12 protein-coding genes are annotated in these 15584 nt (G+C 50.4%); all 12 read left to right on the top strand.

Annotated features, from left to right (window positions below; translation table 11 throughout):
* The first annotated feature begins 33 nt into the window (after window positions 1-33).
* Window positions 34-198, top strand: coding sequence for a hypothetical protein (locus A1355_RS25445; RefSeq protein ID WP_197471883.1), 165 nt, complete (start codon window positions 34-36; stop codon window positions 196-198).
* On the top strand, window positions 191-1711 hold the full coding sequence (locus A1355_RS22035) for a type I restriction-modification system subunit M (RefSeq protein WP_157197995.1): 1521 nt from the start codon (window positions 191-193) through the stop codon (window positions 1709-1711). The genes A1355_RS25445 and A1355_RS22035 overlap by 8 nt, the downstream gene beginning before the upstream one ends.
* Entirely contained in the window at window positions 1704-3578 is a 1875-nt protein-coding gene (locus tag A1355_RS22030; RefSeq protein ID WP_064031433.1) for an ATP-binding protein, read from the top strand. The genes A1355_RS22035 and A1355_RS22030 overlap by 8 nt, the downstream gene beginning before the upstream one ends.
* Complete coding sequence (locus A1355_RS24850) at window positions 3575-4774, top strand: restriction endonuclease subunit S (protein ID WP_157197994.1); 1200 nt, start codon at window positions 3575-3577, stop codon at window positions 4772-4774. Before A1355_RS22030 ends, A1355_RS24850 begins: the two co-directional genes overlap by 4 nt.
* Window positions 4758-7733 carry a type I restriction endonuclease subunit R gene (locus A1355_RS22020; RefSeq protein WP_064031432.1) on the top strand — a complete coding sequence of 992 codons (2976 nt, stop codon included), beginning with the start codon at window positions 4758-4760 and terminating at the stop codon, window positions 7731-7733. The genes A1355_RS24850 and A1355_RS22020 overlap by 17 nt, the downstream gene beginning before the upstream one ends.
* 181 nt (window positions 7734-7914) lie before the next feature.
* Window positions 7915-8337 carry a helix-turn-helix domain-containing protein gene (locus A1355_RS22015; protein ID WP_064031431.1) on the top strand — a complete coding sequence of 141 codons (423 nt, stop codon included), beginning with the start codon at window positions 7915-7917 and terminating at the stop codon, window positions 8335-8337.
* A gap of 241 nt (window positions 8338-8578) precedes the next feature.
* A complete protein-coding gene (locus tag A1355_RS22010) occupies window positions 8579-9361 on the top strand; it encodes a TnsA endonuclease N-terminal domain-containing protein (RefSeq protein ID WP_064031430.1) in 783 nt (260 codons plus the stop codon).
* Window positions 9285-11228 (top strand): Mu transposase C-terminal domain-containing protein, encoded by a 1944-nt coding sequence (locus A1355_RS22005; RefSeq protein ID WP_082885710.1) that lies wholly within the window; start codon window positions 9285-9287, stop codon window positions 11226-11228. The genes A1355_RS22010 and A1355_RS22005 overlap by 77 nt, the downstream gene beginning before the upstream one ends.
* Window positions 11221-12195: a TniB family NTP-binding protein gene (locus A1355_RS22000; protein ID WP_064031428.1), complete on the top strand. Its 975-nt coding sequence runs from the start codon at window positions 11221-11223 to the stop codon at window positions 12193-12195. The genes A1355_RS22005 and A1355_RS22000 overlap by 8 nt, the downstream gene beginning before the upstream one ends.
* Window positions 12192-14198 (top strand): TniQ family protein, encoded by a 2007-nt coding sequence (locus A1355_RS21995; RefSeq protein WP_064031427.1) that lies wholly within the window; start codon window positions 12192-12194, stop codon window positions 14196-14198. Before A1355_RS22000 ends, A1355_RS21995 begins: the two co-directional genes overlap by 4 nt.
* Window positions 14192-14854: a TniQ family protein gene (locus A1355_RS26680; protein ID WP_082885709.1), complete on the top strand. Its 663-nt coding sequence runs from the start codon at window positions 14192-14194 to the stop codon at window positions 14852-14854. The genes A1355_RS21995 and A1355_RS26680 overlap by 7 nt, the downstream gene beginning before the upstream one ends.
* A 515-nt stretch (window positions 14855-15369) precedes the next feature.
* Entirely contained in the window at window positions 15370-15570 is a 201-nt protein-coding gene (locus A1355_RS25440; protein ID WP_157197993.1) for a hypothetical protein, read from the top strand.
* Window positions 15571-15584: the final 14 nt, after the last annotated feature.

Genomic DNA, 15584 nt, shown 5'->3' with positions numbered 1-15584 from the left:
TACATTTGTCCAAGTTGTCGGCAGAAAACCGGGGTGGATATTCTTTACGGTATGCCGACCGAACAGGCTTTTGAAATGGCGGGCCGTGGCGAAGTTGTGCTTGGCGGTTGCTGCGTCGATTTGGAAGGTTCTGAGAGGGAATGCACATCTTGCGGCCATCAATGGCGCATCAAACGCCGGGAGATACAGCTTGATTAGTCGCATCAGCCAACAAGAACTCGAATCCTATCTCTGGGGGGCCGCCGTTCTTTTGCGCGGTCTTATTGATGCCGGCGATTACAAGCAGTTTATTTTCCCATTGCTGTTTTTCAAACGTATCTCGGATGTCTGGGACGAGGAATACCAAACCGCCTTGGCCGATTCGGATGGCGACCTATCCTATGCCGAGTTTGCCGAAAATCATCGTTTCCAGATTCCCGAGGGTGCGCATTGGAACGATGTGCGGCAAACGCCCAAAAATGTCGGCATGGCGATTCAAACTGCCTTGCGTCAACTAGAAGCCGCCAATCCCGACTTACTGGCCGGCATCTTCGGCGATGCACCCTGGACCAATCGCGAACGCCTGCCCGACGAAACCCTGAAAAACCTTATCGAGCATTTCTCGACCCAAACCCTGTCGGTGGCCAACGTCCCCGAGGATGAACTGGGCAACGCTTATGAGTTTTTGATCAAAAAGTTTGCCGACGATTCTGGCCACACCGCCGCGGAGTTCTACACCAACCGCACCGTCGTGCATCTGATGACCCAATTGCTTGCGCCGCAGACCGGCGAGTCGATCTACGACCCGACGTGCGGTACTGGTGGTATGCTGATTTCGGCCCTGACCGAGGTCAAACGAAGCGGAGGCGAATATCGCACACTCAAACTTTATGGACAGGAACGCAATCTGATCACCTCCGGTATCGCCCGCATGAATCTGTTTCTGCACGGCGTCGAGGACTTTCAAATCATTCGCGGCGATACGCTGGCCGATCCTAAACACATCGAAGGCGATCGACTGCGCCAGTTCGATGTGATTCTGGCCAATCCGCCGTATTCCATCAAACAATGGGATCGCACGGCCTTCGAGCAGGACAAATGGGGGCGTAACTTTCTCGGCACGCCGCCGCAAGGCCGCGCCGACTATGCCTTCCAGCAACATATTCTTGCTAGCCTCAGTAATAAGGGCCGCTGTGCTATTCTCTGGCCGCACGGCGTGTTGTTCCGTAACGAAGAACAGGCCATGCGCAACAAAATGGTCGAGCAGGATTGGGTGGAAGCAGTCATTGGCCTTGGGCCTAACCTGTTCTACAACTCGCCGATGGAATCCTGCATCGTGGTCTGCAACCGGAATAAACCGGCAGCCCGCAAACACAAGGTACTGTTTATCGATGCGCTCAATGAAGTCACGCGGGAACGTGCGCAAAGTTTCCTCAAGCCCGAACATCAGCTGCGCATCCTCGATGCCTTCCAAGCCTTTGCCGATCAACCCGGTTTCGCCAAGGTAGTTACGCTGGCGGAGTTGCAAAGCCAGGCCTGTAATCTTTCGATCCCGCTTTACGTCAAACGCCAGACTAGTAACACCAGCAGTGCCGCCAATAGCGAGCAACCTGCCAGCCTTGCTGAAGCCTGGGACAACTGGCAAACCAGTGGTCGAGCCTTTTGGCAGCAAATGGATAATCTGGTAGAAACTCTCGATCAACTGGTTTCGGAGACCGAGCCCGATGCGTAGCGCCGTAGAACTGTTCGAAGAACTTAACGCCGTTGATGAGTCGTCTCGCATCGAAGCCAAGCGGGCCAGCGAGCTCGGTAAATCGGTGATGCAAACCGTCATCGCCTTTGCCAACGAACCCGGCCTGGACGGTGGTTATTTATTACTCGGAGCCAACTGGAAAACCAACGACAAAGGCGATGTGGTTTATTGGGCCGAAGGGCTATCGGACTTGGACAAAGTCCAAAAGGATTTGGCCACTCAATGCTCGACCATGCTTAACGTGGTGGTGCGCCCCGAAATGCAGATCGAAACGGTTGGCGGCAAACCGGTGCTGGTGGTTTATGTGCCAGAATCCGATATGAGTCAAAAACCCATTTACGCTAAAGCCACCGGCTTGCCGCGTGGGGCCTACCGCCGTATCGGTTCCACCGACCAGCATTGTGTCGATGAAGACCTTTGGGTGTTGCGAGGTGAAACGCAACCGCAAGCTGGTCCCGACATGGTCGTTATCCGCGAAGCCAGTCGCGATGACATCGATCCCTTAGCGGTAACCGAATACCGCCGTCTGCGGGCGGACGCAAATCCGGAGGCGGAAGAACTTGCTTACGGTGATGATGATTTACTGGAAGCGATTTGTGCACTTAAACGTATTGATGGTGAACTGCGTCCTACCTTGGCTGGTATCGTGTTGTTTGGTAAATCGCTGGCATTGCGACGCCTAATGCCTGCGCTGCGCATCGATTACATTCGTGTTCCAGGCATGCAATGGGTCGAAGACCCGGATGATCGCTTCATTACCACGCTGGATTTGCGCAAGCCCTTGATGTTGGCGTTACGGCAAATGCAGAACACTATCCTCGATGAATTACCCAAGGGCTTCCGTCTGGATGATGGCGAAATGCAAAGTCGCCAGGAGCCGGTATTGCCGCGCAAGGTGATCCGCGAGGCGCTGGCCAATGCCGCCATGCATCGCAGCTATCAGATTCACAGCCCGGTACAGATCATTCGTTACAGCAATCGTATCGAAGTCATCAATCCCGGTTTCTCGCTCAAAGATATGGCCGACTTGGGTAAGCCTGGCTCAAGACTGCGCAATCCGGCGATTGCCGCCGTACTGCACGACCTGCATTGGGCCGAAACCAAAGGCTCAGGTATTCGTACCATGCGCCGCCTCTCGGCCGATGCTGGTTTGCCCTTGCCGGAATTCAACTCAGATCGGCAGAGAAATGAATTTAAGGCCACGCTATTCCTGCATCATCTGTTGACGGAAGATGATTACCGCTGGCTCAAATCCCTTGCCGGCGACACCCTGAGCGGCGAGGATGCCAAGGTTCTGATTTATGCCCGAGAAACCGGCGCGGTGGATAACACCGCCTGCCGGGATTTTTCCGGTCTGGATACATTAATGGCTAGCCAGGTGTTACGCCGTCTACGCGACCGAGGGCTATTGGTCAAACAAGGTAGCGGTAGCCGCACTTATTACACCTTGCAGGCGGCAGTCGTCGAACCCGACCTGCATCCTGAGCAGGCACGCGTACCGTTCGATAACGAACCTCCACTGATGGAAGGTTGCAAGCTTGCCGACGAAGGTTGCAAGCTCGATCTTGCAACCTTACCACCCGAACTTGCAACCTTGCTGCTTACTTCCGTCAACAATCTTAGCCGGGAAGCCTTGCGCGACTTGATTGTTAGGCTTTGCGCCTGGCAGCCGCTGACCGGTGAACAGCTTGCAACCTTGTTGAATAAGGATCGCCATTATTTGCGCAACAAACATTTAACGCCAATGGTAGGCAATGCTCAGTTGAGTTTGCGTTATCCGGAAAGCGCCAAGCATCCCCATCAGGCTTACTTGGCGCCGGATCGAAATAAGGAACAAGACGCGTGACCGACAGGAGGCAGTTAAAACCGGGCTGGAAAATTTGGCGATTTGATCAGATGGCGACCAACGTTAATGTTCGTATCGATAACCCGTCTGAATCCGGCATGGAGCATTATGTTGGACTGGAACACCTTGATCCCGATTCGTTGCGGATTCGCCGTTGGGGCAGTCCGGATGATGTGGAAGCGACCAAGCTGATGTTCAAAAAGGGTGACATCATTTTCGGTCGCCGCCGTGCCTACCAGCGCAAGTTGGGTGTCGCCGAGTTCGACGGCATTTGTTCGGCACATGCGATGGTGCTGCGTGCCAAGCCCGAGGTGGTGTTGCCAGAGTTTTTGCCGTTTTTCATGCAGAGCGATTTATTTATGAATCGTGCGGTGGAGATTTCGGTGGGCTCGCTTTCGCCGACCATCAACTGGAAGACCATGGCTATCCAGGAATTTGCATTGCCATCTCTTGTGGAACAAAAGAATCTTGTCGGATTACTTTCCGCAATTCAAAGTGCATTTGACGCTTATCGAGAGGCCCTTGATGTAGCGCAAACTCAACTAACCAATATTCGAGACAGTATTATGTGGGGAGGTGAACATCAACAGTTGAAAGACTCCTTAATTGGTTCTATACCTGAAAGCTGGCAGGCTAAATTAATCGGCGACATGGTTGATTTTCAGGGTGGTTCACAACCTCCTGCTCATACATTTGAATTTTCGCCGTCATCTAATAATGTGCGACTAATCCAAATTCGAGATTACAAAAGTTCAGAATTTTTAACTTATGTCCCCAAAGCACTAGCTAAAAAATTTTGTGATGAAAATGACGTTATGATTGGGCGATATGGGCCTCCAGTTTTTCAGATCCTACGAGGACTTACTGGTGCATATAACGTTGCTCTTATCAAAGCGGTTCCCAGACAAGGTCTGAGTAAAAGGTATCTTTATCACTTTTTGAAAGAAAAGGCGCTGCTTTCTCTAATTGAGGGGTTATCACGAAGAAGTTGTGGTCAGGCAGGGGTGGACATGGATAAGCTGAAGAGATATGCATTACCGCTACCCCCTTTAGACGAGCAGGAGCGCTTGAGTGATATATTTGATTCATTCGAATTGTCGGTCAAGAACATTCAAGCTCGAATCAACAAGCTTGGGCCGCTTCGCGGAAAAGTAATTACTTCATCGACGGAGGTTGTAGATGTTTTGCGAATCTAACACCGTCGAAGCCTACCTTTACGACTTACTTTCCGGCCCGGCTAAATCCATTCCGTCCAACGCCGCCAAAGAGCCGCTAACCGAATATGGTCGCGCCTCGAAAGGCCTAGGCTGGCGTCGTGTAGCTAACGCCGACATTCCCCGCCAACCCCAGGAAGTGCTAGTCGAACCCTGGCTGCGCGAAGCGCTGATCCGCCTCAATCCGGAAATTGCCGCCCAACCCGACCGCGCCGACGAGGTATTGTACAAACTACGCGCGATCATCCTGTCGGTACGTTCCGACGGTCTGATTCGAGCCAACGAGGAAATGACCGCCTGGCTGCGCGGCGAGCGTTCCATGCCCTTCGGTCACAACAACCAGCATGTGCCGGTACGGCTGATCGACTTAGACAATCTCGACCAAAACCAGTACGTCGCCACCCAACAATTTACCTACCGCGCCGGCAGCGCCGAACGTCGTGCCGACCTGATGCTACTGATCAACGGACTGCCACTGGTGCTGATCGAAGCCAAAACCCCAACCCGTTCGGCAGTCAGTTGGGTCGATGGTGCGGTGCAGGTGCATGACGATTACGAGAAGTTTGTGCCGGAACTGTTCGTCTGCAACGTGTTCTCGGTCGCCACTGAAGGCAAGGCCTATCACTACGGTTCGCTCGGCTTGCCGATCAAAGACTGGGGGCCGTGGAATCTGGATGAGGAAAACGGCGATGCCCGCCACCATCCGCTAAAGACACTACAACTTGCGGCCGAAAGCATGCTGCGGCCGCATGTGGTATTGGATATTCTCGCCAGCTTTACCTTGTTCGCCACCGACAAGAAAAAACGCCGTATCAAGATCATCTGCCGTTACCAACAATACGAAGCGACCAACAAGATTGTCGAGCGAGTGCTGGCCGGCTATCCGAAAAAGGGTCTGATCTGGCATTTTCAAGGGTCCGGTAAATCGTTGCTGATGGTGTTTGCCGCGCAGAAACTACGTTTGCATCCGCACCTGAAAAACCCGACCGTGTTGATCGTGGTGGATCGCATCGACCTGGATACCCAGATCACCGGCACCTTTACCAGCGCCGACATTCCCAATCTGGAAAAAGCCGAAACGCGGGACAAGCTGCAACAACTGCTGGCCCAGGACGTGCGCAAGATCATCATCACCACCATCTTCAAGTTCGGCGAGGCCGACGGCACGCTCAATCCGCGCAGCAACATCATCGCCCTGGTCGACGAAGCCCACCGCACTCAGGAAGGTGACCTGGGCCGCAAGATGCGCGATGCGCTGCCTAATGCGTTTTTGTTTGGTCTGACCGGCACGCCGATCAATCGTATAGACCGCAATACCTTCTACGCCTTCGGTGCCGAGGAAGATGACAAGGGTTACCTGAGCCGCTACGGTTTTGAAGAATCCATTCGCGACGGTGCGACGTTGAAATTGCATTTCGAGCCGCGTTTGCTGGAATTGCATATCGACAAACCCGCTATCGACGCCGCTTTCAAGGAAATGACCGGTGCGCTGTCCGACCTGGACCGCGACAACCTCGGCAAGACCGCCGCCAAGATGGCGGTGCTGGTTAAAACGCCGGAACGCATTCGTCGGGTGACGGAAGACATCGTTCAGCACTTCCAGAGCAAAGTCGAACCCAATGGTTTCAAGGGTCAGATCGTGGCCTTCGACCGCGAATCCTGTCTGCTTTACAAACAGGCGCTGGACAAGTTGCTGCCGCCGGAAGCGTCGGAAGTGGTGATGACGGTCAACGGCAACGAAACCGAATACAAGCCCTTCGCTCGCAGCAAGGATGAAGAGGAACGTTTGCTGGATCGGTTTCGCGATCCTAATGATCCGTTGAAGTTGCTGATCGTTACCGCCAAGCTACTCACCGGCTTCGATGCGCCAATCTTGCAGGTCATGTATCTGGATAAACCGCTACGCGACCATACCTTACTGCAAGCCATCTGCCGGGTGAACCGGACCTTCTCCGAGTTGAAAACCCACGGTTTGATTGTCGATTACCTGGGCATTTTCGATGATGTTGCTAAGGCGCTGGAGTTTGACGATAAAAGCATGCTGGCGGTTGTATCGAATATCCAAGAATTGAAAGACAAGTTTCCAGAGACGATGCAGAAATGCCTGGCGTTTTTTGCCGGTGTCGATCGCACGATAGAAGGTTACGAGGGTTTGATCGCCGCCCAGCAATGTCTGCCCAACAACGAGGTGCGCGACAATTTCGCCGCCGAATACAGTTTGCTTGGCAAACTCTGGGAAGCCATCTCGCCCGATACCTTCCTTGGGCAATACGAGAAGGACTACAAGTGGCTGTCGCAGGTGTACCAGTCGGTGCAACCATCCAGCGGTCACGGCAAACTGATTTGGCATTCGCTCGGTGCCAAAACCATCGAACTGATCCATCAAAACGTGCATGTCGATGCGGTGCGTGACGACCTGGATACCTTGGTGCTGGATGCCGATTTACTGGAAGCGGTGTTGTCCAATCCCGACCCGAAAAAGGTCAAGCAAATCGAAATCAAGGTCGCGCGGCGCTTGCGTAATCATCTTGGCAATCCAAAATTCAAGGAACTCTCCGAACGGCTGGATGCCTTGCGCGACCGTTTTGAAAACGGCGTACTGAACAGCGTCGAGTTTTTGAAGCAACTGCTGCAAATCGCCAAGGAAGTCTTACAGGCCGAGAAGGAAACACCGCCGGAAGAAGAGGAAGATCGCGGCAAATCGGCACTGACCGAGTTATTCAACGAAGTGAAAACCGCCGATACTCCGATCATTGTCGAGCGCGTGGTGGCAGACATCGACGAAATCGTCCGGCTTGTACGCTTCCCCGGTTGGCAAAATACCCTGGCCGGCGAGCGCGAGGTCAAGAAGGCGCTACGCAAATCCTTGTTCAAATACAAACTGCATGCCGATGAGGAGCTGTTTGAGAAGGCTTACAGCTACATCCGACAATATTATTAGCTAAATTTTTTTGGCATTTTGCCGTGAAAAATTAAGCTAGATATCGCGAATATTTTGCCAAAAACAGTCACTTACAACGATAAGTACGTTATTTTTTCCTTAATTTTCAATGATTTGATATTTTTTGAGCTTAGAGTATCATCGTTATCAGTATTAATTTCTCTAATGCCTTTTTATAAAAGTGAGTCCATTTTCTCATCTGCTACAAGCTATCAGAGCCTCCAGAGGCATCTGCCAGTCAGAGCTCTCTGACTTGATCGGCTATGAGCAAACTTACATATCGTCTTTAGAAACGGGGAGAAAAGGCCCTCCTCCCCAAGCGTTTATCGATCGTTTGGCGAAAGTTCTTAATTTATCAGCGGATGAACACGGACAGCTAGTTGAAGCGGCTGATGCTTCTAATCGAAAGTTTATTATCGAAAAAGAAGTACCGCTGGACGTTTATTGGTTATTCAGCGATCTGAGGAAGCATCAGCTAGACCTATCCCCATTTCAAGTACGGATGATCCGAGAATTCATCTTATTGAAAGAGACCTTGGCGGCTCAACCAGAATATCCGGTTCAGAAAATAAGGCGTCGAAAAAATCGGGAGGTTCACATGTAAAAACGGGACAAACCTTGCGGCTTGCCCCGCTGGTGTAAGAATCATTGATTGATACCTACGTTTGGCGACTTCAGTATCATCAAAGTTCCCATCAGCGTCAAGCCCCTTCATCTTCTAAATCCCTGTTGATTATCGAGTTTTACTACTCGATATAGGCATTCTTTTGCCCAAAAACAGGCGTATTCAACATCACAGCTTAAGTTGTGAGGATTTGCCGCATCTAATGCGGTAAGGAATCGTTATGTCTATTGAATTTGATGACCCGCGCCAAAATGCTGGTCGGAGGCCAGATTTGCGTCTCATTATTACGCCTCAGCCCAAAGCTGAGCGAGCAAGGGAGCCAGTGACGCGATCTCGTGGCGAGGTTCGGGGGGGAGTTCCTTCGACAAAAATTAATCGCTCGATTGCCTGGGAATCACAGAATGAACAAAAAGCTTGTTACCACTTTGAATTTTCCCCAGTGGTCAAGGCATATAGAGAGCAGCCGCAAACCTTCTACCTCCCAGCACCAAAGGGAATGTTCCGATATACGCCGGATTTTGAGCTGAGGTTGCGTAACGGTGAGATTTGCTATGTGGAAGTGAAGCCTTTAGCCAAGTTGTTTTTACCGAAGGTGCTGGAGAGACTAAAGGCAGCCCACCGGTTTCTGACTGATGAGGGTTACCACTTCATCGTTCTGACGGATGAAGAACTAAATTTCCCTAATCGAATCCGGAATTTTTCAATTCTAAGACCGTATCTGCGTTTCCAGATTCCCCCTCATATTTCCGAACAAGCCAAGGCTTGGGTGGAACAAGCAACTGATCCAACCTTGGAGGCTTTAAGTCGATTTTTGGGGTTCCGGTCTACGGCCTTTGCCCTTATTGCGCAATTGCATATCGGCTTTGACTTTGACCAACCGCTCGACAACACCAGCCCACTTTTTACCTCAACTATTGGAGATCATCATGAAACTTGCTTCTTTACATACCGGACAGGACCTGATTTTAAACAATGTGCCGTACCGTCTAATCCGCATGCTTGAGGATGGTCAATGCCAGCTAGAGCGGAAAAGTGATTTGGCATTAGTCAGTTATACCAAAACCACGCTGCTAGGTTTTATCAGCTCTGGAGAACTGATATTAGGTGGTCAGCAGATCATCACAATGGGACTAGAAAGTAAGCAGCGGATTGAGCCGGACTTATCTTCCTATCCTGAGTCGATACAGCAACAAGTCTATTATCGGCTGAAATACTTGAAAAAAGCCGATGAATTATTGGGTGAAGCAACCACATGTTCCGGATTATCCAGAGTCATTAAGTTAGTATCGGATGAGATTGGTGACTGTGCTCCTCCTTCAACAATCAGTCTATATCGCTGGCGGAAACGCTGGATAAAAGCAGATCGCTCAATTACCGCTTTAGTGAGTTATGAGAAGGGCCCAAAGAATAAACGCAGAATCATCAAAGATCTGGAGAACTTGGTTCAACAGATCATCGAAGAAATCTATCTCAAACCCGAAGGTAATAGTGTTAATGATGTCTATGAGGCATTGGCACTTAAAATTAAGGCATTAAACGTCAACCGAAATATCCCTCTCGCTATTCCCAGCCGAGCAACCATCTACCGCTACATTGGCACCTATGATGAATACTTGGTCATGGCGGCTCGAAAAGGCAAGCAAGCCGCCGACAAGCATTTCCGCGTAACGGGTCGAGGCCCGGAACCCAAATATATCTTGGAGCGGGCGGAAGTTGACCATACGCCATTGGATTTATTGATCATCGATGATCTGACCGGATTAACCATTGGTCGACCCACGGTGACATTCATTCTCGATCGCTATTCGCGTTTACCGCTGGGTTTTGAAATCGGATTTGAGCCACCGTCAGAGCTGGCTGTTATGCGTGCGCTGCGGCATGCCATCCTGCCCAAAAACTATGTGGCACAACAGTATCCAGACGTTGAAAGCCAATGGCTTGCATACGGCATCATGGTCACACTGGTCTGCGATAACGGTCTGGAATTCCATTCGGAGCAATTGAAACGGATGTGCGCTGAGTTGAATATCGAAATCATCTACTGCCCGAAAAAACAGCCGCATTACAAAGGCGCTATTGAGCGATTCTTAGGGACGTTTAACCGGCAACTGAGCCACAAAATTGCGGGAACCACGTTCTCTAATATTACCGAGCGTGGCGATTATGACTCCGAAAATTCAGCGAACATGACCCTGGCCGAGTTTAAAAAGCTGCTCCATGTCTGGATCATTGATGTCTATAGCCAAGCCACCCACAGAAGCTTGGGTATTAGCCCGGCGCTGGCTTGGCAAGACGGTCTGAAAATCATCGAGCCCATACTGCCGGAAAGTAAGGAAAAGTTGGATTTGATTTTGGCGGTTCAGAAAACCCGGAAGCTGAATCATGAGGGCGTGCAATTCAAAGGTCTGATGTATAACTCGGCGGAACTGGCGGTGTTGCGCAAGCGCGGTGTTGGATCGGTCACCATCCGCATCAACCCTGAAGATTTGGGTGCCATTTGGGTATTTGATGAGCACCAGGGCGATTATTTCACCGTGCCCTGTACCTACTCGGAGTACGCCGATAATCTCACCCTGGCGCAACATCTATTGATTCGTCAGCACGCTAACCAAACTAGTGCTGAGCGTGTCGATGTGAGCCTTTACCAGCGCGGTAAGGAAAAGTTGCGTCAGCTCATCGCGATGGCTAACAACAGCAAGAAACTCAGCCAGCGTAAAAAAGCGGCTCGCTACGATACCAAGGCACTGCAACAAACGCCATTCTCATCCAACACATTGCCGGAAAAAATCAATCAACCCTCGGACGAGAACTATCAAGTACTCGATATTCCAGACTTTGACGTGGATAGTAAGGGGGCTGATCATGATTGAACAGAACGAATTGAACCAGACCTGGGCCAACTTATCACGCCTGATCATCAAGCATCCGGGCTTTAACCAAGCCTATCAGGCGCTTAGGAATGCCTATGTATTTAACCAGCAAACCAGGCTATCCAAGAACTACTGGCTGGTCGGTCCTGCGGGGACCGGTAAAACCACCTTGAAGGATATGCTGGTCAAAGAGTTTCCAGCGGTTGATCGGGGAGACCGCCTTACTATTCCGGTACTGGCCATTGATATTCCGGCATTGCCTACTATCAAAAATCTTGCCGAGGAAATCTTGGTCCATTTGGGTGATCCGCTGTTTCATCGGGGATCGGCCATCGATAAAACCACTCGCATTCTGCATCTCATCAAGGCTTGTGACGTCAAACTGATCGTGTTCGACGAGATGCAGCATTTCATCGACCGAGGACACAAGCGAGCGCCGGCCGAAGTGGCCGACTGGCTCAAGACCTTGATCGATAAAGCTCAGATTTCTACGGTGATCATGGGCTTGGAGCGCACCCAAATCATTCTGGATTCCAACGAGCAGCTCCGCCGCCGATTTAGTCGGAGAATCGACCTGAAGCCTTTCGATCTTGAATGCGCTACCAGTCGTAGTCACTTTCTGGGGGTCATCAAAAAGATCGACGCCACGCTCGGCTTGCCCACCCCGCTGGATTTGCAGCAGGAAGGCATTGCGCGGCAATTGCATTTTGCGACCAATGGCATCATGGACTATATGATCAAGCTGATGCTAGGCGCTTATCAGATTGCAGTGAACCTTGAGCTGCCGGGCATTGACCGCAATTGTTTGCAAGCGGCGTTTAGCGAATCGATCTGGGTTGAAGGTGTTGGCAAATTGAATCCCTTTCATACTGATTTTTTCGGTCAAAGATTGGATCAGCGTGGCATGGTGTTTTACAAAGCCCCGGCCGTGGAATTGGCAAAGGCCAAAAAAGGGGAACGACTATGACTGGCACGCCGCTCACTTTGGTTTGTCCAGCGATTCGCACTAGTAGCTATCCCGATGAAAATCCGATCGGCTATCTCATGCGCTTGGCCGACAAGAATACCTATCCGTCTTTCCGGTGGTTGTTGGCAGGGAAAGGGGTTGAAACCGTCGATTATGCAAAGTTATATCAAACCTTCCTAAAGGCGGATTGGACAGGTTTTCAAAACGTTGATCATGGCCTTGCTCAGATCTGCACCCTACCCAATATTCATCTGAATGCCACACGACTGCGTTATTGCCCGCTTTGTCTTCAGGAGGCTCACTATTGGCGAATTGGCTGGCAGCTTAAATTGGCATCCGCCTGTACTCACCATCGAGTTTGGTTACACGATGTCTGTCCGCAGTGCTATCGGGAACAAAGCTTTATCAAAGCGCCTGACAAGCACTGTAACTGTTTGGCGCAATTATCCAGTGCGCAAGCCATTATTGCGCCGTCGTCGGTGGTTCAAATGCAGCAATTTTTGGAGAATGGAGCTCTGGAGGCCGGCAATCACTGGTTCGAGGCCAAACAGCTGCCAACGCTGCGTCAGCGCAGTGAATTGCTCGCATTTCTGATGAAGTGGTTGGCGATCGGTGACGATTTAGCCAAACCCGGTAGGCCGCAGTTTCAGCACGTTAGCGGGTTTCAGGCAACTGCTACGCAATGTGCTGACGCCCTATTTTCCGACGACGGGGGATTTTGGCGCTATTTGCAAGCCATTCATTTTAACCGTGCCAGCCATATCGGCATCCAACAGAAACGTCTGGTATATTTTTACCGGCAGTTTTTCAAAGAATTTCCCGAGTCTCTGTTTGAGCCACTAAAAACCGTGGTCGAAGAATATGTCACATTGAACTTGATACGGGACATTACCAAAAAACACACCCTGTTCAGCAATGATGCCAAAAAAGTTCAGCCTTGGGTTTCGTTTAACCGGGCCTGCAAGCAATACAATCTAGCCGCTTCGGTGTTGAGTCGAGCGATTACTGATAAACACGTTGCTGCTCATCATCAAACTACCCAGTCAAATTACACCCAATGCTCGATCTATCGACCGGATTTGGAAAAGATTCTGCCGCATTTGAAAAGCTTGATTACGGCACACGATGCAGCCGAGATTCTGGGGGTCACGAAAGCGCAGTTTCTACAGTTGCAAAAGAGCGGATGCTTTAAATTCGAAATCCCACCTCGCGAGGGGTATTGTTCAACCTGGCAATATTCAAAGCTGGAGTTGGAAACCCTTATCGACACAATCAATCGGGGTGCGGCACCGCCCACTGACGATTGTGTTCTCTTGGCAGCTACCCTGCAAAATCGAATTCGAGGCAGCATCGAGATGCCGTTCTTGCACGTGTTTAAAGCCATTGTGTCGGGACAACTCATCGTCAGGAAACCCGATGACCGACCACGGCAATTCCGCAATCTATCGCTGGATAAAGCGGAGATTTGCCGGTGGTTAAACCAGTTGCGGCCTCAGGTGGCGGCGTTGACGGTAACAAACGCCGCGAAGGTCCTGGGGATTAGCGAAGAGTTTGCCTATCAGTTGGTCAATCGAGGTTATCTGAACCACCAGCTCGACTCACGAAACGCCAAGCGGATATGTCCAGACCATATTAGCCAGTTCAGGCAGGACTACGTCATGTTATCCAAGCTGTCCGAAGCGTCTGGCCTCAGTTCGGCAAGACTGGTCGACATGTTGGCGTCGTCGGAAATATTCCCTGTCGACCACAACGTTGCAGACAAGCTCAGGCAAAAGCTTTATCGGCGCGCCGATGTGTTGAAGACAAGCGCACTTTCTCAGTATGTTGAACAATTACCCGCACATCCTGTGCTTGAAAATAAAGTTGGAGACATAGGGCTGGCGAGCGTTGGAAAGCCAAACGCTTTTAATTCAGCATCTGAGTTTCATCGTCTGGATAACGCACCATTTGAGAAGGCCCTCTTCAACACCCCGCCTAAATTTCGGAAGGGGGAAGGATGTTGATTCCTTTTGACGACTATCCGATTCGCCCACAGATGAAGCACGGAGAAAGCCTATTAGGTTATGTTTACCGCTTTTATGCGGCTAACGGGCATAGCATACCTGCAGACGTCTGTAAGTGGGTATGTAGATTATCACTGGGACTGGAACGAGAATTCGATGAGTCGCTAAAGGTGAGCCAATCGGTGTTCGGCCGTAGCTTGGCACTGGATAATATTTGGTGGATTCGATCTCGCCTGGAGGCTCGTGCAGGTCGACATCAGGATCGGAAATTTAGGATCAGGCGTGGTCATATTCCAGTCCGATTTTGTACGATGTGTCTGAGTGAGTCGGGTTTTCACTATGATGTATTTGAGCATATGATGGGCGACGTATGTCCGCTCCATCGCCGAAACTTAATCAGTAGTTGTCCAAAGTGTTTTAGGCGCTTCTCATGGCGTACGATTAAATCTGATTGGCGATGCCATTGCGAAACACCGATTAAATCCATGGAAATGGGATACGCAACGCGAAATGGGATTTATATCTCCAATACATCGGCATTTGCGAGCTTTGAAGAATTGCCGTTTAGTTTCCAGTTTAAATTGAGACGGGAAGTAAATCCATCTGCTGTAGATCAATATATTCAGGGGCTGATGGCTCGGCTAGCAAGTCGGTAAAGCACTTATTCAGTACTCTGCCAAGACCAACAATGACCGGAAATAGGCGTGTATCAGTCTACATTGGCAATTTGCCCATGACATTGAAACGAATGTGTGAAGGGTTGGGAAAATTAGGGGGAATAGGTCGCGGGTCGATGTAGGTTTTAAGTTGAGAGGCTATTTACCTAGCCAAATTCCGGCCTTTTTGATCGAAATCCCCGGTTATTTACATCTTTTATAACCCAGTTAACAGGTCCGTCGGCTGGTTGGGCACAAAAACCTCACAAGGGGGGAATAGCTCGCGCTTTCAATTATGCAATCAGTTTTTAGATGTGATTGGGGCGATAACTAGGGTCTATGTACACAACAAAAATTGATCGAAGGTTGATAGACCGGCAAAAACTGACGGTTGGAAACTAGTAACCATCTCTAACATGAGAAAAGGGCGGCAAGCTTACCGGAGGCACCCGGAAAGCTTGCCTAACCAAAACCAGCCTCACTAGGAGGCAAAGCAATGGCTAACAATACTCTATATGGAAAACGGACAAGATCCAGAATTGGATAACGAAAACGAACTTGAAGAACAAGAATTCGACGCGAACGATTCGGATGATGTAATGCTCTATCCCGGCCTTAATGCCGACAACCCGGCAGATGTTGACCGATATATTAGCGGCGAAGTACGTGCGCTGTATGACGTGTATAGCTACCGACACGCAGCGGCTATTTTGTAAGCGGTCCTTTAACA

It is taken from the genome of Methylomonas koyamae, assembly GCF_001644025.1.
Taxonomy (GTDB): domain Bacteria; phylum Pseudomonadota; class Gammaproteobacteria; order Methylococcales; family Methylomonadaceae; genus Methylomonas; species Methylomonas koyamae_A.
The sequence above is the reverse complement of the archived record's forward strand: the minus strand, read 5'-3'. Positions and strand labels throughout refer to the sequence as shown.

Excerpts from the sequence above, each read along its gene's own strand:
- A1355_RS22020 (WP_064031432.1), top strand. The coding sequence starts at position 4,758 with ATGTTTTGCGAATCTAACACCGTCGAAGCCTACCTTTACGACTTACTT.
- A1355_RS21995 (WP_064031427.1), top strand. The coding sequence starts at position 12,192 with ATGACTGGCACGCCGCTCACTTTGGTTTGTCCAGCGATTCGCACTAGT.
- A1355_RS22000 (WP_064031428.1), top strand. The coding sequence starts at position 11,221 with ATGATTGAACAGAACGAATTGAACCAGACCTGGGCCAACTTATCACGC.
- A1355_RS25440 (WP_157197993.1), top strand. The coding sequence starts at position 15,370 with ATGGAAAACGGACAAGATCCAGAATTGGATAACGAAAACGAACTTGAA.
- A1355_RS22030 (WP_064031433.1), top strand. The coding sequence starts at position 1,704 with ATGCGTAGCGCCGTAGAACTGTTCGAAGAACTTAACGCCGTTGATGAG.
- A1355_RS22005 (WP_082885710.1), top strand. The coding sequence starts at position 9,285 with ATGAAACTTGCTTCTTTACATACCGGACAGGACCTGATTTTAAACAAT.
- A1355_RS26680 (WP_082885709.1), top strand. The coding sequence starts at position 14,192 with ATGTTGATTCCTTTTGACGACTATCCGATTCGCCCACAGATGAAGCAC.
- A1355_RS22010 (WP_064031430.1), top strand. The coding sequence starts at position 8,579 with ATGTCTATTGAATTTGATGACCCGCGCCAAAATGCTGGTCGGAGGCCA.